This window comes from Pedococcus sp. P2_F6 (assembly GCF_056403675.1).
On record NZ_JBFUEZ010000006.1, the window covers coordinates 65919 to 85581 of the forward strand.

Here is a 19663-nt window from a genome sequence, read left to right on the forward strand (position 1 = left end):
GCCTAGGGTGGAGGCGTGGGCCTCCTGACCGAAACTCTCGCGAATGTCTCGCTCGCCCGTCCCGGCCTGGACCGTCACGCGGAGCGCCGGGCTGATCCGGACCTCGTTCCACGGCTGCTGGCCCAGCCCGCCACCCGGGTGCTCGTGGTCCGCGGTGACAAGGTCCCCGTGGTCACCTCCGTGGTCGGCTCGGGTGACGCGGCCTCGGACGATCCGGCACTGCTGCTGCGACCTCCCATGGCGTCAGACTCGGCCGCGCTGGTCCTCTACCTGGGGCAGGACGGTGACGGCACGGCATACCTCGCGGTGGCGGAGCCGGTCCCTGCGGAGGGAGAGGTGCCGGAGGGTGAGGGGCCGGAGGGTGAGGGCGACCACTGGCGCTCGCTGCGTCAGGTCGGCGCGGACCTGTCCGACCGCGACGCCACGATCTTCGCCACCGCGCTGGCGCTGGCGAACTGGCACGCCACCCACACCCACTGTCCGCGCTGCGGCGCCCCGACCGCGCCTGTCCAGGGAGGGTGGCTGCGCCGGTGCGAGCGGGACGGCAGCGAGCACTACCCGCGGACCGATGTCGCGGTCATCATGTCCGTCATCGACGACCGCGACCGGATCCTGCTGGCCCGGGGCGCGGGCTGGGGGACAGGGCGGTTCTCGGTGCTGGCGGGCTTCCTCGAGCCGGGCGAGAGCCTGGCCGCGGCGGTCGCGCGAGAGGTGTACGAGGAGGTCGGCCTGGTGGTCAGCGACGTCGAGTACCTGGGGGACCAGCCGTGGCCGTTCCCGAACTCGATCATGGTGGGGTTCACCGCGCGCGCGGCGTCCAGCGAGCTGCGGCTGCAGGAGTCCGAGATCGCCGAGGCCCGGTGGTTCACCCGGGACGAGTACCGCGAGATCCTGGCCGCGGGTCACGTCAGCGCGTCGACCCGGTTGTCGATCGCCCGCCGGATCATCGAGCGTTGGCTGGGCCACGACCTCGAGGACGTGACACCCGGCTGAGGGGTGTCCGGGGGGCTCAGCGCGTCAGGACGCGAGCTTCTTCTTGACCTCGTGGATCGAGGGGTTGGTTGCCGAGGAGCCGTCCGGGAAGAGCAGCGTGGGGACCGTCTGGTTGCCGTCGTTGGCGTCCATCACGAACTTCACGGCCTCCGGCACGTCCTCGATGTTCACCTCGGTGAAGGCAATGCCCTCGCGACCCATCTGGGCCTTGAGGCGGTTGCAGTACCCGCACCAGGACGTGCTGAACATCGTCACGGAGCCGGGGGCAGGGGACTTCAGGGCGGTGGCGCTCATGCGTCGCGTCGTCTCTTTCGAAGGTGGGGTCGCAGGTGGGGGCGGTCGTACGGACCGGGGGGTCTACGCGTTGGTCAACACCAACCGGGCCGCTGACCTTCCGTGCCGGAGTGTGATCTCTGTGACCATGATGTCCCATGCCGCAGACTTCCGCGCACGACCCCGCCCTGCTCGCCCTGGCTGCGGGGCGCAACCTGGGCACCCTCGCCGCCCTCAAGCGGGACGGCCGGCCCCAGCTCTCGATGGTCAACTTCGCCCTGGACCAGGCCCAGCGCAGTAGCCCCACCAGCCCTGCCGACCTCACCAGCCCCACCGGTCCCACCGTTCGGGTGTCCGTGGTCGACGGCCGGGCCAAGGTGGCGAACCTGCTGCGCGACCCGAGGGGTTCGCTCCTGGTCACCTCACCCGACGGCTGGTCGTATGCCGTGCTCGAGGGTGACGTCGAGTTCTCGCCCGTGGCGAGGGCGCGGGACGACGAGACCGTGGAGGAGCTGGTCGAGCTGTTCCGCACGATCCGGGGAGAGGAGCACTCGGACTGGGACGACTACCGGCGCGCGATGGTGCAGGACCACCGGCGGATCCTGCGGCTGCATGTGACCCGGGTCTACGGCCTGATCCAGTGACGACGGGCGTCGGTTGCCCATGACAGGATCGCGCCGATGCCTATCCAGCCCCGCGGCATACCCGTGCACGCCTCCGCAGACGACATCCTCGACGCCCTCGACCCCGAGCAGCGCGAGGTGGCCGCGCATCCCCTGGGGCCCATGGTGGTGCTGGCCGGTGCCGGCACGGGCAAGACGCGGGCGATCACCCACCGCATCGCCTACGGCGTGCACTCCGGCGCCTACCAGGGCCAGCGCGTGCTGGCGGTGACGTTCACCGCGCGCGCAGCCGGTGAGATGCGCACCCGCCTTCGCACGCTCGGCGTCGCCGGCGTGCAGGCACGTACCTTCCACGCGGCCGCCCTGCGGCAGCTGCACTACTTCTGGCCGCAGGCAATCGGCGGCGCAGCTCCCGAGGTGATGAGCCAGAAGGCCGCGGCAGTGGCCCAGGCCGCCGCGTCGCTGCGGCTCGACCTTGCCCGCGACCGCACCGCCATCCGCGACCTCGCCGCCGAGGTGGAGTGGGCCAAGGTCTCGATGCTCACCCCGGAGACGTATGCCGCGGGGGCGCGTGCCGCGCGCCGCGAGCCTCCCGGTCTGGATGCGACCGCGATGGCACGGGTGCTCGAGGCCTACGAGCAGGTGAAGACCCAGCGCGGCGTGATCGACTTCGAGGACGTGCTCCTGCTGACGGTCGGGATCCTCGCGGAGCGCGAGGACATCGCCCGAGCGGTGCGCTCGCAGTACCGCCACTTCGTGGTGGACGAGTACCAGGACGTCAACGCGCTGCAGCAACGGCTGCTCGACCTGTGGGTGGGACAGCGCGACGACCTGTGCGTCGTGGGCGACCCGGCACAGACGATCTACTCCTTCACCGGGGCGAGCCCGGCGCACCTGCTGGGCTTCCAGGCCCGGCACCCCAAGGCCCAGGTGGTCCGACTGGTCCGCAACTACCGGTCGACCCCCCAGATCGTGGGGCTGGCCAACCTCGTCGTGCGTGGGCCGTCGGGCTCGATGCGGAGCAACGCCGTGCAGCTGCAGGCCCAGGGCGCCGACGGCCCGACACCGGTGCTGAGCTCCCATCCGGACGACCCGGCCGAGGCGGCGGCGGTGGCCGGCGAGATCGCCAAGCGGGTGGCCGACGGAGTGTCCCCGGCCGAGATCGCCGTGCTCTTTCGCACCAATGGGCAGTCCGAGGCGTTCGAGTCAGCGCTGGCCGAGCAGGAGATCCCCTACCTCGTCCGGGGAGGGGAACGGTTCTTCTCGCGCAGGGAGGTCCGCGACGCGATCCTGCTGCTGCGCGGGGCGGCCCGCTCGGACGACGCGTCGAAGCCGCTGCCCGAGCTGGTCCGCGACGTGCTGCTCGGGGCTGGCTGGACCCGCGAGGCGCCGGCTTCGGGTGGCGCCGGCCGCGAGCGGTGGGAGTCGCTGAGTGCGCTCGCCGCCCTGTCCGACGACCTGGTGGTGGCGACGCCCGAAGCCCGCCTGCCCGACTTCGTGCGTGAGCTCGACGAGCGCGCCTCTGCCCAGCACGCACCGGCTGTCCAGGGCGTCACGCTGGCCTCCCTGCACGCGGCGAAGGGGCTGGAGTGGGACGTCGTCTTCCTCGCCGGAGTCTCGGACGGTTACCTGCCGATCATGATGGCCGAGACCCCTGAGGCGATCGAGGAGGAGCGGCGCCTCACCTACGTCGGGGTGACCCGTGCCCGGCGCGAGCTGCGGCTGTCCTGGTCGGGCGCGCGGACGCCGGGGGCCCGGGCAAGCCGCCGCCCGTCCCGGTTCCTCGACGGTGCGGCGAGCATCCTCGGCGACGGCGCCCGGTCGACCCCCAAGGGCTCCGGAAAGGTCGGCGCGTCCGGGTCGGGCGGGTCCGGCAGGGGAGGCCGGGGCAAGCAGCTCAAGGCCGCCCTCCCAGTGCACTGCCGCACGTGCGGCACCGAGCTGACGACGGCCGCACAGCGCAAGACCGGCCGGTGTGACACCTGCCCACCGACCTACTCCGAGGAGACGTTCGAGCGCCTGCGTGCCTGGCGACTGGCCGTCGCGCGCGAGACCAGCGTGCCGGCATACGTCGTCTTCACCGACGCCACGCTCACGGCGATCGCGGAGCGCGAACCCACCTCCGAGGGGGAACTGACCCAGATCTCGGGTGTCGGCGCCCGCAAGCTCGGACTCTACGGCGCGCAGGTGCTGGCCCTCATCGGTGGCGAGGACGTCGAATCTGTGCTCGAAAGTCGTTCTACCGCAACGGATTCCGACGACTAGGCGTTCGTTCACCAATTCTTTGCGGGAAATCTCGTTAAATGCGTTGCTGGCGCCGCAGCGCGTCCCCTACTCTGGATGAACACACCAGCCCAGGGGGTCGCGCGCGATGCGCCGGCGTCCACGAGCAGCCGAAGGAGGGAAGGTCCCAATGGAGAACATCACGATGACGATCGACGCGACTCACATGTCCCGCGTCCGTTCCGTGTGCCCCGAGGTCGGCCGTGTCCTCCTCGCAGGCAACCGTGGATGGGTCCAGGGGACCACTGTGCCCGCGCCCGTCGCCGCCCGTGTGATCACCGATGCCCCGGTTCCGACGTTCTACGTCGGCAGCTTCGGCGCCACCACCAAGGATCTCGAGTTCCGTCCCTTCGGAGAACCACCTGTCTAGGCCACCAGCCAGCAGGCCCTCTCCAAGGCCGCGGAACCCGATATCCGGGATCCGCGGCCTTTCTGTTTGTCCCGACGGCTGGTCGCCCAGCCGGTCAGGCAGCAGCACAGATTTCTTCCGCACCACCGCAAGCAGGAAGAAGCACCACCAGATGAAGTTCGACACCGAAGAGAACGGGTCGGCCCCCCACCGGGGACCAGCCGGCCAGACGGAACCAGAACTCGCCACCACCGTGGCGGGACGACGAGAGGGAGGTGACACCCGATGCATCTGAGCGCACTCCACGACCTGAACGAGCAGGCCGCGAGCGTTGGCGCCGGCATCCCGTGTCGAGACAACGACGCCGAGATGTGGTTCGCCGAGAGCCCGGCCGACGTCGAGTTCGCCAAGGCGCTGTGCCACACGTGTCCGGCCCTGGCCGCCTGCCTTGCGGGTGCCCTCGAGCGGTCGGAGCCGTGGGGCGTGTGGGGCGGTGAGCTCTTCGTCCAGGGAGCTGTCGTCGCACGCAAGCGGCCGCGGGGCCGGCCGCGGAAGAACCCGGTCGCCGCCTGATGTCGTCCACGACGCACGGTGCCGACCACATCACCCATTTCCAGTTCTCACCCACCAGGAGCTTCACCATGTTCCAGGCCTTGTACGCCGACCTGGCGCGCGCTCATCGAAAGCGCCGTCAACGGGAGTACCAGCGCCGGCTCGAGGCGCAGGCGCAGCACGACATGCTGCTCGCCCTGCCTCGCATGCTGGCCCGGTGACCCCCGTGCCCGAACCCGCCGGGACCTTCCGCTCTGGAGGTCGTCCCGGCGGGTTCTTCATGTCCGGGGGCCGTCGAGAGTGCACGACACGCTGACGGCCGACCCGCGTCGTCAGCGTGTCGTGCACTCTCGACTCGTTATCGTCCGGGCATGTCCCGCGAAGCCGTCGTCACGGCGCTGACCGCCCCCGAACTGTCCGCCGTGGTCGACCTCGTTCTCTGGGTGGACGAGGGGGTCGCCCACGCCGCCAACCACCTGGGAGTGGTGCGGTTGCACGAGGACGGCAGCCACGAGGTGCTGGCGGGCCTCGATCCCGTGGCGAGCGAGGACCCGATGGCGTTCCTGCCCTACGACGCGGAGATCGCGGCCGCCGGTCCGCGGGTGTCCACCGACAACGCCTACCCGTATGCCGCGCAACGGATCCTGTCGTTGTTCGGCGACGCTGACCGCAGTCCCGACGTCGCGATCGTGCACTCACCGAGGCACTACTTCCCCGACGAGGGCGGCCACCTCGGCGAGCACGGTTCGCTCGACGTGATCCAGTCACGAGCGCCGTTGGTCATGTCCGGACCAGGCGTCGCACGACTCGGTCTCGTCGACGACCACGCCCGGCTGGTCGACGTGGCCCCGACCCTGGCCGTGATGTCCGGGGTGCCGGAGGCGGACCTGCGCGACGGCCGAGGTGAGGCACTGGACGGTCGGCCGCTCACGGCATACCTCGAACCACTGCCCGCAGGGCAGCGGCGCAGGGTCGTGGGGATCCTGTGGGACGGTGCGCACTGCGGCGACCTGCTGCAGCTCGCCCAGGCCGGCGACTTGCCCGGGGTGGCCAGACTTGTGTCTCGCGGACTGGCACTGCGGGGCGGTGCGGTGGCGGAGTTCCCCAGCGTGACCCTCACCAACCACACGTCGATCCTGACCGGAGTCGGACCGGGGCGGCACGGCGTGCTGGGGAACGTCTACTACGACCGAGCGTTGGACGAGCAGGTCGTGCCGAACAATGCCGAGACCTGGCACCGCAGTGCAGAGTGGCTGCGCCCGGGTGTGCGCACGGTGTTCGAGATGGTGAACGACCATGTGCAGCAAGGGGACTCGCCGCGAACGGCGAGTGTGGACGAGGCGATCGACCGGGGAGCCGACTACGGCACGATGGCGTTGTTGCGGGCGGCGGGCGGGTTCGAGGCGGCGACGAACGGCATGGGCGACCTCCTTCCGGACCCGGATGCTTCGCCGTTCGTGCAGCGCGCCGAGGACCTCGAGGACGCCTACTTCCGCTGGGGGGTGCAGGTCGACGACATGGGGCTGCAACAGATGCTCCAGCTCTGGGAGGACGCCGAAGGGGCGCCGACCCTGACCTGGTGGGCGCACGTCGTGACCGACGCAGGGCACCACGCGGGCGGCCCGCGCTCGCAGATGGCGCGCGACTCGTTGCGGCAGAGCGATGCCCGGCTGGTGGCGTTCCTCGACCACCTGGAGTCCTTGGGGGTGCTCGACGAGGTGACCTTCCTGTTGACTGCCGACCACGGGTTCGAGGGGGCTGACCAGAGCGTCACCGGTTCGTGGAAACCCGCGCTGGACGCGCTCGGCATCCCCTATCGGGACGAGGGCCCCGGCTTCGTCTACCTCCTCTGAGCATCGCCCAGTTAGGCTGGCGCGCATGGCTACGCAGATCCGGATCGCCCAGGACGAGGCCGCTGACGAGGTCCTCAGCAACGACCCCTTCGCCCTGCTGGTCGGCATGCTGCTCGACCAGCAGTACCCGATGGAGCACGCGTTCCGGGGGCCGTGGAAGATCCTCGACCGGTTCGGCACGCTGGCGCCCGATGCGATCGCAGCGGCCGAGGCCGAGGCCTTCGCCGACCTGTGCGCGACGCCGCCTGCCATCCACCGCTACGGCCGGTCGATGGCGGGGCGCGTCCAGCAGCTGGCGACCGTCGTGCGCGACCAGTACGACGGCCGCGCCGAGACGATCTGGACCGACGCCAAGGATGCCCGCGACCTGCTGGACCGGCTCAAGGCGCTGCCCGGTTTCGGCGACCAGAAGGCCCGCATCTTTGCGGCACTGGTGGCCAAGCAGCTCGACGTGCGACCGGCGGGCTGGCAGGAGGCGATCGGCCCGTACGCCGAGGACGGCTCCTACCGGTCGGTGGCCGACGTCGTCGACGCGTCGTCCCTGGCCAAGGTGCGCGAGTTCAAGCAGGCCGCCAAGGCATCGGCCAAGGCCAAAGCCGCCACCGTCACGAAGAAGTAGTAGCCGTGGCCGAGTCCGCGGGACCGACCCTGCAGCCACCGGTCTGCGCGACCTGCGGCACGGTGGCGCCCGACGCGTCGCTCGCCGCGATCACCTGGACCCGCGGCGTCGAGAACGGCAGGGACACCTGGACCTGCGACCGTTGCAGTCGCGAGCACCTGCGCAGCATCGAGGGCAAGCTCGACTCCGCCTGGTGGTGAACCGCGTTGCCCTCAGAGCCGAGCGGCGCGCGACGTGTCGCCTTCTGGTGGTCACGGAGCCCCCCAAACAGGCGGTCCGTGACGATCTGCCGGCAACAAGTCGCAGAGGGGTCGCAGGGTCAGGAGACGGGCGGGGGGAGGTGACGCAGCTGCATACCGGGCATGTGGTCGACCACGATCTGGCGGGCCGGCACGGTCCCCCCGAGCTGGCACAGCACACCGATCCCGCCCAGCCAGACCCGGTGGATCAGCAGGTAGGACGGCGGCAGGTTGAGCTTCATCCCGACGAGGAACTCGGGCCGCCGGATGTCGTTGACGTGCGCCGCGACCCCTCGCAGCCAGGGCCGGCTGAAGGTGAACTCCGCGTGCGTCAGGGGCTCGATGAACGGCTGGAGGTACTCGAGCAGGGCCTCGGCGTCCAGCGACATCGACGGCTTGATGAACCCCTCGGACCGCAGGCCCTTCTCCAGCTCCGCTGCCTCCGACCGCAGGGCCGCGCCCACGAGCGAACCCATCGCCGGGGGCAGGCCTGCGGGCAGCCGGTTGACCGCGCCGTAGTCGATGACGCCGAGCCGCCCGTCGTCCAGCAACCGGAAGTTGCCCGGGTGCGGGTCGGCGTGCAGCAGCCCCGCGCGCGCCGGTCCCACCAGGAGGAACGCCATGTAGCGCGCGGAGGCTGCATTGCGCTCCTCCGGGGTGCCTGACGCCACGATCCGGGACAAGGGTGTCCCATCCATCCACTCCGAGACGATGACGTGCTCGCTGTTGACCAGGACGTCTGGCACCGCGAAGTGGGGGTCGCCGCGGAACGCCTTGGCGAAGGTGCGCTGGTTGGCCGCCTCGAGGTTGTAGTCGAGCTCCTCGCTCATCCGCGACTTGAGCTCGTCGGTGATGGGTTTGATGTCCATGCCGGGGATCCAGCCCCCGGCGAGGCGAGCCACGCGGGCGAGCTGGTTGAGGTCGGACAGCAGAGCCTTGCCGGCCCCGGGGTACTGGATCTTGACGGCGACCTCGCGGCCGTCCCGCCAGACCGCCTTGTGCACCTGACCGATCGAGGCGGCAGCTGAGGGCGTGTCCTCGAAGGACTGGAACTTCGCCGTCCGCCAGCGCGGCCCCAGCTCCTCGGCGAGCACCTTGTGGACGGTGGCTGCGGGCAGCGGGGGTGCCGCCTCCTGCAGCTTGGTCAGGGTCGCGCGGTAGGGCCCGGCCATCTCCTCGGGCAGCGCCGCCTCCATGACCGACATCGCCTGCCCGAACTTCATCGCCCCGCCCTTGAGCTCGCCGAGCACCTTGAACAGCTGCTCGGCCGTGCGCGCCTGGAGCTCGGCGGCGACGGCCTCGGCGGGCTTGCCCCCGACCCGCTTGCCGAACCCCATGGCGGTGCGCCCGGCGAACCCGAGGGGCAGGCTTGCCAGGCGGGCCGTGCGGGTGACGGCGCGGCGGGGGAGTTCGTTCACCCGGCCATTCTCGCCTGTACGCGGGTGTCGACGTGGGCGGGTCGCCCAGACGCGTCGGATCCGGCCCCGCAGCCGCACCGCGGGTGCACCTCCCACTGCCGCTGTCGCACGCGTGGCCACGGCAGCGAGACCTCCAGGGAGCGCCCCAGCGGGAGCACCTGTCCGTCGAGCACCGCGAGGGCCACCATCGCGGTCATCGACGTGGCCAGCCCCACGAGGGTGGTCTCGCCGCTGACCTCGGCGCCGGCGCCGACCCGGGCAGGAAGGAGCTGGCCGAGCAGGGCCGGCCACCCGGGGTCGCGGTCCGCGCGCGCGAGGTCCAGGCACCGCAGGCAGGGACCGTGCGGCACGACGACCGGCCCCACCACGGCCTCCAGGCCATGCAGCACCACGGGCACGACGGGTATGCCGCGGGCTCGCCACGGTCCCGCGGCCGCCGGGTCGAGGGCGCAGCTGCCGACGAGGACGACGAGCGCGGGCCCCGCCAGGCCGTTCCGCTCGGCGAGCGACTGCTCCCAGTCGTCGGCCACCTCGAAACCTTGTCGCACGGTCCCCACTCCGGCGTGGCGCAGCTCGGCAGCGACCGCTGCCGGGAGCTCTCCGCGACCCACGACGAACAGGTGGGCGGCGCGGCGCCTGGCCAGCGCGGCATACCCCTGCAGTGGTGGCGTGGCCGTGCGCAGCAGCGCCTGGGCGTCGTGGGCGAGCAAGGCACGGACCGGTGGCGGCAACGAGATCGGGTCACCGGCCTCGACGACCAGCCCGTGCCCGAGGAGCAGGTCGAGCAGGTCCTGCCCTGCCGGCGAGCGCAGCGCGGCAGGCACCTCGCGAGTCCCGTCGAGTGACTCGAGGGCGGACACCTCGTCCTCGCGCAGCCCGTCGAGGACGACCGCGTGGTCCGGGTCCGTGCCGAACTGCACGCATCCGCCGCCCCGCCGCAAGACAGGCCACAGGGTCTTGAGGAGGGGTCGTCCGGTCACGCGGCCCAATCTCGCACAGCCGCCGGGGCCGTCTGCCGGTCATCCACAGGGCTGCCCGACGTGCGGAGCAGGGCTGGACGTCTCAGCCGGGCACGCCGCGAGGGGCGGACCCGACCGAAGTCGGGCCCGCCCCTCGCGATGGAAAGCCTGGGTGGTGCTGGTGTCAGGCCTTGCCGAGAATGCGGTTCAGGTTGGTGCCGCACACGGGGCAGACGCCCTTGGCCATGCGACGGCCGTTCGTCTCCACGACACGGCCCTCGGCCTCGCGCTTCTCCTTGCACTTCACGCAGTAGAACTCGCCCTTGTAGGTCTCTTCAGCCATCGCCATGTCTCCTCTTGTTCACGGCACACGGTGCGCCGTCGGACTTCGGCCAACTTAGACCATGCTGAGCACAAAATGGCGCAAGGGGGGCCTGTGCGTCGTGCTCAGGGCCCACCCCTAGTCTTCGCCCCATGAGCGCACAGCCGTGGTGGGAGACCGAGCTCGAGGACCTGCGGGCCGAGCTGCGAGAGGCCTCGGGCCGTCGGATCGCGGTGGTGACGTTGAACCTGCCGGAACGTCGGAACTCGATGAGCACCGCCATGACGGCGTCATGGGTGAGGCTGATGGGGCTGCTGCGCACTGATGAGGCGCTCGCGGCGGTGGTGGTGACCGGCGCGGCCCCGGCCTTCAGCGGCGGTGGTGACCTGTCGTGGATCGTCAAGGACCCTGACGCGTCGGTGAGCGAGCTTCGCGACCGGATGCTCACCTTCTACCGCTCGTGGCTCTCGATCCGCGACCTTGAGGTGCCCACGATCGCGGCCGTGAACGGCGCCGCGATCGGTGCGGGTTGCGCCGTCGCGCTCGCCTGCGACATCCGGTATGCCGCCGCGGACGCCAGCCTGGGCGTGCCGTTCACCTCCCTGGGGCTGCACCCGGGCATGGCGACGACGTGGTCGCTGCCCAACATCGCCGGGCATGCGGTGGCCCGCGACCTGCTGCTCACCGGTCGCCTGGTCAAGGGCACCGAAGCCGTCGGGCTGGGCCTGGTGTCGCAGGCACTGCCGACCGACGAGGTGCTGCCGGCAGCGATCGCGGCAGCCGAGCGGGTCGCCGGCGCTGCACCGGTTGCCACGCGGCTGACGTTGCAGGCCCTGCGCGACGGCGGGCACGCGAGCTTCGACGACGCGCTCCAGTGGGAAGCGCTGGCCCAGGCGGTCACGCTCGCCACCGAGGACCTGCACGAGGGGATCGCAGCGGCTGCGGCCAAGCGGCGACCGACCTTCCACGGTCGCTGAGCACCCGAGGCTAGGGTCGAGCGCATGGACTTCTCCCTGTCACCGCGTGCCACCGACCTGCGCGACCGCGTCCGGGCGTTCGTCGACACGGAGGTCGAGCCCGTCGAGGCCGACGTGCACGCCGAGATCCAGCGCCGCCGTGAGAGCGGCGGCGACCCGTGGACGCCCCTGCCAGTGGTCAAGGAGCTCCAGGCCAAGGCACGGGCCCAGGGACTGTGGAACCTGTTCCTGCCCAAGGAGCATGCGGGACGGTATGCCGCCGACTTCGGCACCGACGGCGGCGAAGGACTGTCCAACGTCGACTACGCCCCCGTGGCCGAGGTGATGGGCCGCTCGGCCCTGGCGCCACTCGTCTTCAACAGCAACGCCCCCGACACCGGCAACATGGAGGTGCTGCTGCGGTACGGCTCGCCCGACCAGCAGCGCGAATGGCTGGAGCCGTTGCTCGACGCGCGGATCCGCAGCGCGTTCTGCATGACCGAGCCGGATGTCGCCTCCTCCGACGCGACCAACATGGCCGCCACCGCGGTGATCGACGGTGATGAGGTCGTCGTCAACGGGCGCAAGTGGTTCTCCACGGGGGTGGGCAACCCCGAGTGCAAGATCCTCGTCTTCATGGGGCTGTCCGACCCGGACGCCGACCGCCACTCGCGCCACACCATGGTCCTCGTGCCGCGCGACGCCCCCGGCGTCAGGGTCGAGCGGATGCTCTCGACGATGGGCTACTACGACGAGCCGCTGGGTCACGGCGAGGTGTCCTTCACCGACGTCCGCGTCCCGGCGGGCAACATCCTGCTCGGGCCTGGCCGTGCCTACGAGATCGCCCAGGGACGCCTCGGACCGGGCCGCGTTCACCACTGCATGCGGACCATCGGCCTGGCAGAGCGATCCCTCGAGCTGGCCTGTCAGCGAGCCCTGTCGCGCACCGCGTTCGGCAAGCCGATCGCCAGGCTCGGCGGCAACCTCGAACGCATCGCGGACGCCCGCATCGCCATCAACCGCTCGCGGCTGCTGGTCATGCACGCCGCCTGGCTGCTCGACCAGGGCCTGTCGACCGAGGCGTTGTCGGCCGTCAGCGAGATCAAGGTCGAGGTGCCCGCCATGGCGCTCGACGTGATCGACCTCGCCGTCCAGCTGCACGGCGGCGGGGGCATGACCACGGACTTCCCGCTGGCCGCGGCCTGGGTGGGGGCGCGCTCGCTGCGCCTCGCCGACGGCCCCGACGAGGTGCACCGCAGCGTCGTCGGTCGGATCGAGCTGGGCAAGCACCGGTGAGTGCCGTGGCCGGCGCAAGGCCGGTGCGCTCCGAGGACGCCTTCGACGTCGACGCGGCGGCCGCGTGGCTGCGCACCCACACAGACCCCCGGTATGCCGCGGGGCTGGCCGGCCGGCCGGAGGTTCTCCAGTTCTCCGGGGGTGCGTCCAACCTGACGTACCTGCTGCGGTTCGCCGACCTCGACCTCGTGCTCCGTCGAGGCCCGAGCGGCACCAAGGCCAGGGGCGCCCACGACATGGGTCGCGAGCACCACATCCAGTCGGCGCTCCGTCCCGTATTTCCTTATGTGGCAACGATGGTCGCGTTCTGTGACTCGCCCGAGGTCATGGGGGCCGACTTCTACGTGATGGAGCGACTCGTCGGCACGGTGCCGCGACGCGAGATGCCGGTGGAGCTGTCGCCCGACCAGGCCGGTCGGCTGTGCGAGTCCATGCTCGACGTCCTCGTGGAGCTGCACTCCGTCGATGCCGCGGCGTGCGGACTGGACACCCTCGGCAAGGGCGAGGGCTACGTCCGTCGCCAGGTCGAGGGCTGGTCGGCCCGCTACCGCAGGGCGCGCACCACCGGTCAGCCCGACCTCGAGCACGCCATGGCCTGGCTCGACGAGCACCAGCCCGCAGACGTGCGCAGCGGCGTGATCCACAACGACTACAAGCTCGACAACCTCGTGCTCGCCCCCGACGACCCGACCCGGATCGTGGGCATCTTCGACTGGGAGATGGCCACGGTCGGCGATCCCCTCATGGACCTCGGCGCGGCCCTTGCGTACTGGGTGCAGGCCGACGACGACGAGGACCACCAGGCCTTCCGTCGGGTGCCGACCCACCTGCCCGGCATGCTGACGCGCGAGCAGATGATCGCCGGCTACTGCGAGCGGATCGGGGTCGAGGTCAGCGCGCGGCAGGCACTGTTCTACCAGGCCTACGGCGTCTTCCGCCTCGCCGTCATCGCCCAGCAGATCTACTACCGCTACGCGAACGGCCAGACCACCAACGAGGCCTACGCCGTGTTCGGTCCGGCCGTCCAGATCCTCGATCGACGGCTTCGCAAGCTCCTCGCCTGAGGGGCACCATCCGGAGGGCGCGATCAGATCCCACGGAGGTGTTGCGTCCTGGTGGTCACCGGGCGCCTAGAACGCCTGTCGGTGACGATCTGCGGGCAACAAGTCGGGTGCCCGCCGAAGACCGCGGCGCACCGTGCGACGTTGCAGATCACGGGTGTTGTCGGCGGGCTCGCCTATCGTGGTGGGCATGGGGAGCACCGACATCGAGGTCCGTCGCAGCCGCAAGCGCCGTCGCACCGTGAGTGCCTACCGCGAGGACGGGCGCACCATCGTGCTGATCCCCGCCCGGTTCACCAAGGCCGAAGAGCAGCAGTGGGTCGCCACCATGCTCGACAAGCTGGCCAAAGGCGACAAGCGCCGACGCCCGAGTGACGCCCAGCTGCGCACCCGCTCGGTCGAGCTCTCCCAGCGCTATCTGGGCGGCCAGGCGCGACCGAGCAGCATCCGCTGGGTCACCAACCAGAACTCCCGCTGGGGTTCCTGCACCCCGTCCGACGGCACCATCCGGATCTCCACCCGCGTCAAGGGCATGCCGGGCTTCGTCCTCGACTACGTGATCCTCCACGAGCTGGCCCACCTGCTCTCACCCGGCCACGGCCCGGACTTCTGGGCGCTGCTCGAGGGCTACCCGCGGCTGGAGCGCGCGCGGGGCTACCTCGAGGGCGTGGCGGCGACAGCCGGGCTCGACCTGTCCGACGGCGAGACCGACAGCGACGAGCTGGGCCAGGCCGCCCTGGACTTCGGTCCCAGCGACTGACCCCACGACCCCACAGGGACTGATCCCACAGCGACTGACCCGACCGCGACTGACCCACCGGCTCAGCCCAGGAGCACCGCCTAGGCGTCCAGCACCCGTCTGGCTGCCTCGACCAGCGGCCTGATCTCTCCAGCGCTGGCTGCAGGGAGCCCGTCCACCGGCCACCAGGCCACGTCGAGGGATTCCTCGCTCACGGCATACGCGTCCTCGTCGCGGGCGACGCCGGCGTACCTCAGGTCGAGGTGCTCGCTGCACCGCCCGAAACCCGTGGCCAGCAGCGCGTGACGGTCGAGGTGGACCAGCTGCGGATGCAGCGCGAGGTCGGCGATGCCCGACTCCTCCTGCGCCTCCCGGGTCGCGGCGGCGAGCATGGTGGTGTCGCCGGGCTCGAAGTGACCACCGAACTGCAGCCAGAGACCGGCCTTGGCGTGCAGGGTGAGCAGCACCTTGTCGAGAGAAGCGTTGAGCACCAGCGCACTCGCGGTGAGGTGCGCCGGCGGTCCCTGCTTCCACAAGGCGTCCGGGTGCGCCTCGCAGTGGCCCAGCAGCTCCACCCGCAGCCGCTCCTGCTGGGCGTCCGGCGCCTTCCACTCCTCCAGCACGCTCTGGGCGTCAGCCCGGAGCGCGAGGTATGCCGTGGGCACGTCCGTCGGCGGCGCCGTCACCGTCCGTCCTCGTCGGGGGAGTCCGGACCAGCGTGGGAGTCCGGACCAGCGTGGGAGTCCGGACCAGCGTGGGGTTCGTCGTTCGTCGGCGCGCCGTCGGTCGGCTGCGAGACGCCGCTGGCCCCACCCTCGCTGAGGAGCTCGTCGAGGGCTGCGTCGAGGTCGGCGCTGTCGGACGTGCCGTAGCGCTCGACGTAGCCGAGGGGGTCGTCGAGGTCGGCGCCGGTGGGTGCGACATCGGGGTGTCCCCAGGCTCCGTCACGACCGGCGGCCCCGTGCCTGGCCTCGAGGGCGGCCCACAGGTTGGCGGCGTCGCGCAGCCGCCGTGGTCGCAGCTCCAGTCCGACCAGGCCCGCGAAGGCCTTCTCCGCCGGACCCCCGGTGGCCCGTCGGCGTCGCACGGCTTCGCCCAGGGCGGCCGCCTGCGGCAGGTGATCGCGGGTCGTGCGGTCGGCGACGACGTCGACCCAGCCCTCGACGAGCGCGAGGTAGGTCTCGAGCCGGGCCAGCGCCGCGCGTTGCGCGGGACTGGGGTCCGGGCGGAAGAGCTGGTCCTGCAGCGCCGCCTGCAGCGCGTTCGCGTCGCTGGCGTCGACCGACTCCAACGCCGTCTCGATCCGGTCGGTGTCGATGCTGATGTCGCGGGCGTAGTCGCGCACCGCCGCCACCAGCTGTGGCCCGATCCACGGCACCTCGGAGAACAACCGGACCCGCGCTGCCTCACGGACGGCGAGGTAGATGCGGACCTGGTCGAGGTCCACGCCGAGTCCGTCGGCGAAGGCCTCGACGTTGACGGGGAGCAGGGCCACAGACCGGTCCGGCACGAGCGGCAGACCGACTTCGGTGCCGCTGACGGTCTCGGTCGCGAGGGTGCCGACGGCCTGGCCGACCTGCAGCCCGAACATCGCCCCGCTCATCTTGGCCAGCATCGGCTCCATCTGGCCGAGCATCGCGGCGGGGTCGATCCCTGCGGGCAGGATCCCCTCGGGCAGGCCGCCCTCACCGAGCTGCTGGAGCTGGGTGCGCATGGCGTCCCCGACGGCTCGTCCCACGCCTTCGGCGACCGGCTCGACCAGCGTGCGCCAGGTCGGCATGGTCGCCTCGACCCATTCGGCGCGGCTCCACGCGTGGGTCGTGATGCCGGGTGCCTCGAAGGCGGTCACCTCGTCGAGCCAGAGCTCGGCGACCTGGACCGCCTGGTCGAGCTGGCGACGGGCGGCGTCGCCGACCACCGCGTCGCCCGCCTCTGACACCGTCTTGCGGGCCGTGTCGGTCGCGAGGGTGAGGTTGAAGGCGTCGGTGTCGGTGCTCGCGAACATGGACTGCATCTGGCCGACCATCATCTGGAGCATGGCGGGGTCGACCTGGTCGATGCCCATGTCCTTGAGGGCCTTGGCCATGTCAGGGTCGACCTCACCGCCGGTGAGCCGGGCGAGGACCGCCTCGATCTCCGGCGAGAGCCCGGAACCCCCGGAGGAGTCGTCGGAGGAGTCGTCGAGGGACTCGCCCGGGTCGTCGCGAGGGTCGTAGGGGTCACTCGGGTCACTGGGGTCACGCGGGTCGTGGGGGTCACGGGGTAGGTCGGGCACAACTGCTCCTCAGCGGTCCTGAGAGGATGGACTCTCACTAGACAACCACGCGGAGGCCACAGTGAGTTCCCCCGGGCGGGCTGGACGGGACGCCGTTCGCTCGCGGCGTAGCGTCATCGACGTCGCGGTGATCGGCACGGCCGGTCCCGCCGGTCGAGCGTTGTTGCGCGCGCTGGTCTCGGCCGCTGCCCGAGGGTCCACCACGGCACGACCCGGCGGTGCCGTCGACGAGGCGCGCATCGGTGCCGTCGTGGCGATCGACACCGAGCCGACTCCGGTGGGTGGGGTGCAGTTCCGCTACGCCGACCCCGGTGACCCGAGCCTGGTGAAGGCGCTCGCGGGGGTCCACGCCGCGGCATACGTGGCGGCGAGCACCAACCTCGCTCGGGACCTGGCGATGGGCACGCGGGCGCGTCGCGAACGCAGCCTCCGCATCGCCCAGACCGTCATCACCGCCGCGGCGGCTGCGGGCGTCCGCCACCTGGTGGTCGTGACGTCGGCGCAGACCTTCGGGGCGCTCGCCGACAACCCCGTGCCCCTCGAGGACGACGCACCCCTGCGCGCGCCCGCGGACGGCGGGCACGTCGGTGACCTGATGGACGTCGAGCAGCTCATTCGGGTGGCCCGCGACGTGCACCCGGGACTGGTCATCACGGCGGTGCGGCCCGCGGCCCTCGTGGGAGAGGGCGTGGACACCGTCGTCACCCGCCACTTCGAGGCGCCCCGGCTGCTCATGCTGCGAGGCGCCGAACCCGCGTGGCAGTTCTGCCACGTCGACGACCTGGGCTCGGCCGTCGCCCTGGTGATGGCGCAGGGAGTCGCCGGAGAGGTCTCGGTCGGCGCGCCCGGCCACCTCACCCAGTCCGACCTCGAACGGCTCACCGGCATGCGCAGGGTCGAGCTCGGCATGGTGGCGGCGATGGGAACTGCGGACCGCCTCCACCGCGTTGGGGTGTTGCCGGCACCCGCCAGCGACCTGGCCTTCGTGGCCTTTCCCTGGGCAGTCTCTGCTCGCACACTGCTGGGTCGCGGCTGGGTGCCGGTCCACGACAACGAGACCTGCCTCGGCGTGCTGCTGGACACGATCCGGGGTTCACACGCGGTGGCGGCCCGCAGGGTGGACCGCAAGGATGCGGCTCTGGGGGCGGCCAGCGCCGCGGTGGCCCTGGTGGGCACGGCAGCAATCATGCGGCGACGCCGCAGGAAAGGTTCGACGGCATGAGCGATCCGGTCACCGAGCTCGACAGCGAGCCCACCGTGGTGCTCTGCGACGTCCGCGACGAACCACTGAGCGTCGACGAGGTGCTCGCCCTGGTGCAGCACCCCCGGTGTGGGGGCATCGCCCTGTTCGTGGGCGTCGTGCGCGACCACGACCACGGAGCGCCGGTGTCGGCGCTCGACTACTCCGCCCACCCCAGCGTGGTCGAGACCCTGGAGCGGGTATGCCGCGAGGTCGCCGCGCGCCACCACGTCGCCCGCCTCGCAGCGGTGCACCGCGTGGGTCACCTCGAGATCGGTGACCGCGCGGTGGTGGCGGCAGTCTCGGCTCCGCACCGTGGCGAGGCGTTCGAGGCCTGCCGTGACCTCATCGACACGCTGAAGGGGACGGTGCCGATCTGGAAGCACCAGCTGTTCACCGACGGCAGCGATGAGTGGGTGGGGCTGCCGTGAGCGGGCCGTTCCAGAAGCACGCCTCGGACCAGCACCTCACGGATGACACCGGCCGGGCCCCGCACACGCCGGACCAGGGTGCGCTCGCGGAGGACCCCTACCGGCTCAGCCGGCGGTCCACCGTGGCCCTGGTCGGCTTCTTCCTGCTGATCGCCCTCGGGGCCCTGTCGACCATGGTCGGACTGCCGTATGTCGTGATGAAGCCCGGACCGATCACCAACACCCTGGGCACCCTCGACGGCAAGCAGCTGATCACCGTCTCGGGCGCCCAGACCTTCCCGACCGAGGGAGCGCTCGACTTCACCACCGTCCGCATCGCCGGTGGCCCCGGCTACCGCGTGACCATGTGGAGCCTGCTCGCGGCCGCGATCGACCCCAGCGAGGACGTCGTCGACGAGGAGCTGTACTTCCCCAAGGGCGTGACGGACAAGCAGGTCGAGGAGGAGAGCACCGCCGAGATGATCGACTCCCAGCAGGAGGCCGTGGCTGTGGCGTTGAAGGCCCTCGGCAAGAAGGTCGTCGAGCACGTCGTCATCGGACAGGTCGCCAAGGACGCACCGTCGGCGGCGCTGCTGAAGGCGGGCGACGAGATCGTCACCATCGACGGCAAGCCGGTGGCCGACTCCAACGCGGTGCGTGCCGGCGTCGGCGCCCACAAGCCGGGGGAGCGGGTGGCCCTCGGGCTGGTCCGGGGCGGCAAGCCACTCACGGTCACGGCCCAGACACGCGAGGCCGATGGTCGCGCCACGGTGGGCGTCTTCCTCGGCATCCGGTTCGAGTTCCCGATCGACGTCAAGATCAACGCCGGCAACGTCGGAGGCCCGTCGGCCGGGACGATGTTCTCCCTGGCCGTCTACGACACGCTCACACCCGGCCCGCTCACCGGTGGGCAGAAGATCGCCGGCACCGGCACGATCAACGCGGCCGGCCGGGTGGGACCGATCGGCGGCATCCAGCAGAAGCTGGTCGGCGCCCACGACGGCGGTGCCACGTGGTTCCTCGCTCCCGCGGACAACTGCGACGAGGTCGTGGGCCACGTCCCCGACGGACTGCGCGTGGTCAGGATCGCGACCTTCGACGAGGCCAGGAAGGCCGTCGAGGCGATCGCCGACAAGCGCGCCGGCTCGTTGCCCACCTGCACGAAGTAGCCCCTGAACGCGGCACCACCGTGCACGGAGGCGA

At 71.3% G+C, this 19663-nt stretch carries 22 protein-coding genes; 16 read left to right on the forward strand and 6 right to left on the reverse strand.

Annotation, left to right across the window (positions count from 1 at the left end):
• Positions 1–15: 15 nt before the first annotated feature.
• On the forward strand, positions 16–993 hold the full coding sequence (gene nudC / locus AC1DWP_RS17060; RefSeq protein ID WP_477615681.1) for an NAD(+) diphosphatase: 978 nt from the start codon (positions 16–18) through the stop codon (positions 991–993).
• A gap of 24 nt (positions 994–1017) precedes the next feature.
• Here nudC and AC1DWP_RS17065 read toward each other — a convergent pair whose 3' ends face one another.
• Positions 1018–1287 (reverse strand): glutaredoxin domain-containing protein, encoded by a 270-nt coding sequence (locus AC1DWP_RS17065; RefSeq protein ID WP_477615682.1) that lies wholly within the window; start codon positions 1285–1287, stop codon positions 1018–1020.
• A 137-nt stretch (positions 1288–1424) separates the two neighbouring features.
• Between AC1DWP_RS17065 and AC1DWP_RS17070 the strand changes: the two genes are divergently transcribed.
• From AC1DWP_RS17070 to AC1DWP_RS17105, 8 genes are all read left to right on the forward strand, one after another.
• The gene (locus AC1DWP_RS17070; RefSeq protein ID WP_477615683.1) at positions 1425–1910 is read left to right on the forward strand and encodes a PPOX class F420-dependent oxidoreductase; all 486 of its coding nucleotides are present in this window, start codon (positions 1425–1427) and stop codon (positions 1908–1910) included.
• 36 nt (positions 1911–1946) lie between these two features.
• A complete protein-coding gene (locus AC1DWP_RS17075) occupies positions 1947–4154 on the forward strand; it encodes an ATP-dependent DNA helicase UvrD2 (RefSeq protein ID WP_477615684.1) in 2208 nt (735 codons plus the stop codon).
• Between the two features lie 148 nt (positions 4155–4302).
• Positions 4303–4542 (forward strand): hypothetical protein, encoded by a 240-nt coding sequence (locus AC1DWP_RS17080; protein ID WP_477615685.1) that lies wholly within the window; start codon positions 4303–4305, stop codon positions 4540–4542.
• 264 nt (positions 4543–4806) lie between these two features.
• Positions 4807–5094: a WhiB family transcriptional regulator gene (locus AC1DWP_RS17085; protein ID WP_477615686.1), complete on the forward strand. Its 288-nt coding sequence runs from the start codon at positions 4807–4809 to the stop codon at positions 5092–5094.
• A 68-nt stretch (positions 5095–5162) separates the two neighbouring features.
• A complete protein-coding gene (locus AC1DWP_RS17090; protein ID WP_477615687.1) occupies positions 5163–5294 on the forward strand; it encodes a hypothetical protein in 132 nt (43 codons plus the stop codon).
• A 150-nt stretch (positions 5295–5444) separates the two neighbouring features.
• Entirely contained in the window at positions 5445–6926 is a 1482-nt protein-coding gene (locus tag AC1DWP_RS17095) for an alkaline phosphatase family protein (RefSeq protein ID WP_477615688.1), read from the forward strand.
• Between the two features lie 25 nt (positions 6927–6951).
• The gene (locus AC1DWP_RS17100; protein WP_477615689.1) at positions 6952–7545 is read left to right on the forward strand and encodes an HhH-GPD-type base excision DNA repair protein; all 594 of its coding nucleotides are present in this window, start codon (positions 6952–6954) and stop codon (positions 7543–7545) included.
• A gap of 5 nt (positions 7546–7550) precedes the next feature.
• Positions 7551–7745 (forward strand): hypothetical protein, encoded by a 195-nt coding sequence (locus AC1DWP_RS17105; RefSeq protein WP_477615690.1) that lies wholly within the window; start codon positions 7551–7553, stop codon positions 7743–7745.
• Positions 7746–7864: 119 nt separating this feature from the next.
• Here the strand turns inward: AC1DWP_RS17105 and AC1DWP_RS17110 are convergent, their stop codons facing one another.
• From AC1DWP_RS17110 to AC1DWP_RS17120, 3 genes are all read right to left on the reverse strand, one after another.
• On the reverse strand, positions 7865–9202 hold the full coding sequence (locus AC1DWP_RS17110; protein ID WP_477615691.1) for an ABC1 kinase family protein: 1338 nt from the start codon (positions 9200–9202) through the stop codon (positions 7865–7867).
• Positions 9199–10182, reverse strand: a complete 984-nt coding sequence (locus tag AC1DWP_RS17115; RefSeq protein ID WP_477615692.1) for a hypothetical protein — start codon at positions 10180–10182, stop codon at positions 9199–9201. The genes AC1DWP_RS17110 and AC1DWP_RS17115 overlap by 4 nt, the downstream gene beginning before the upstream one ends.
• Before the next feature lie 163 nt (positions 10183–10345).
• Positions 10346–10504 (reverse strand): DUF5679 domain-containing protein, encoded by a 159-nt coding sequence (locus AC1DWP_RS17120; RefSeq protein WP_091788997.1) that lies wholly within the window; start codon positions 10502–10504, stop codon positions 10346–10348.
• Positions 10505–10635: 131 nt separating this feature from the next.
• On the opposite strand from AC1DWP_RS17120, the gene AC1DWP_RS17125 reads away from it, so the two are divergent.
• The 4 genes from AC1DWP_RS17125 to AC1DWP_RS17140 all read left to right on the forward strand — a co-directional run bounded on the left by AC1DWP_RS17125 (position 10636) and on the right by AC1DWP_RS17140 (position 14556).
• Positions 10636–11460 carry an enoyl-CoA hydratase/isomerase family protein gene (locus tag AC1DWP_RS17125; RefSeq protein ID WP_477615693.1) on the forward strand — a complete coding sequence of 275 codons (825 nt, stop codon included), beginning with the start codon at positions 10636–10638 and terminating at the stop codon, positions 11458–11460.
• A gap of 24 nt (positions 11461–11484) precedes the next feature.
• A complete protein-coding gene (locus AC1DWP_RS17130) occupies positions 11485–12735 on the forward strand; it encodes an acyl-CoA dehydrogenase family protein (protein ID WP_477615694.1) in 1251 nt (416 codons plus the stop codon).
• Positions 12732–13799, forward strand: a complete 1068-nt coding sequence (locus AC1DWP_RS17135) for a phosphotransferase family protein (protein ID WP_477615695.1) — start codon at positions 12732–12734, stop codon at positions 13797–13799. The genes AC1DWP_RS17130 and AC1DWP_RS17135 overlap by 4 nt, the downstream gene beginning before the upstream one ends.
• 187 nt (positions 13800–13986) lie before the next feature.
• Complete coding sequence (locus AC1DWP_RS17140; RefSeq protein ID WP_477615696.1) at positions 13987–14556, forward strand: M48 metallopeptidase family protein; 570 nt, start codon at positions 13987–13989, stop codon at positions 14554–14556.
• Positions 14557–14636: 80 nt separating this feature from the next.
• Here AC1DWP_RS17140 and AC1DWP_RS17145 read toward each other — a convergent pair whose 3' ends face one another.
• Positions 14637–15221: an NUDIX hydrolase gene (locus tag AC1DWP_RS17145; protein WP_477615697.1), complete on the reverse strand. Its 585-nt coding sequence runs from the start codon at positions 15219–15221 to the stop codon at positions 14637–14639.
• Positions 15218–16810 (reverse strand): zinc-dependent metalloprotease, encoded by a 1593-nt coding sequence (locus AC1DWP_RS17150; RefSeq protein WP_477615698.1) that lies wholly within the window; start codon positions 16808–16810, stop codon positions 15218–15220. Before AC1DWP_RS17150 ends, AC1DWP_RS17145 begins: the two co-directional genes overlap by 4 nt.
• Before the next feature lie 61 nt (positions 16811–16871).
• On the opposite strand from AC1DWP_RS17150, the gene AC1DWP_RS17155 reads away from it, so the two are divergent.
• From AC1DWP_RS17155 to AC1DWP_RS17165, 3 genes are read left to right on the forward strand one after another with little or no spacing between them, the layout of a single operon-like run.
• Positions 16872–18032: an NAD-dependent epimerase/dehydratase family protein gene (locus AC1DWP_RS17155; protein ID WP_477615699.1), complete on the forward strand. Its 1161-nt coding sequence runs from the start codon at positions 16872–16874 to the stop codon at positions 18030–18032.
• Entirely contained in the window at positions 18029–18481 is a 453-nt protein-coding gene (locus tag AC1DWP_RS17160) for a molybdenum cofactor biosynthesis protein MoaE (RefSeq protein ID WP_477615700.1), read from the forward strand. The genes AC1DWP_RS17155 and AC1DWP_RS17160 overlap by 4 nt, the downstream gene beginning before the upstream one ends.
• The gene (locus AC1DWP_RS17165; RefSeq protein WP_477615701.1) at positions 18478–19629 is read left to right on the forward strand and encodes a YlbL family protein; all 1152 of its coding nucleotides are present in this window, start codon (positions 18478–18480) and stop codon (positions 19627–19629) included. Before AC1DWP_RS17160 ends, AC1DWP_RS17165 begins: the two co-directional genes overlap by 4 nt.
• Positions 19630–19663 lie beyond the last annotated feature (34 nt).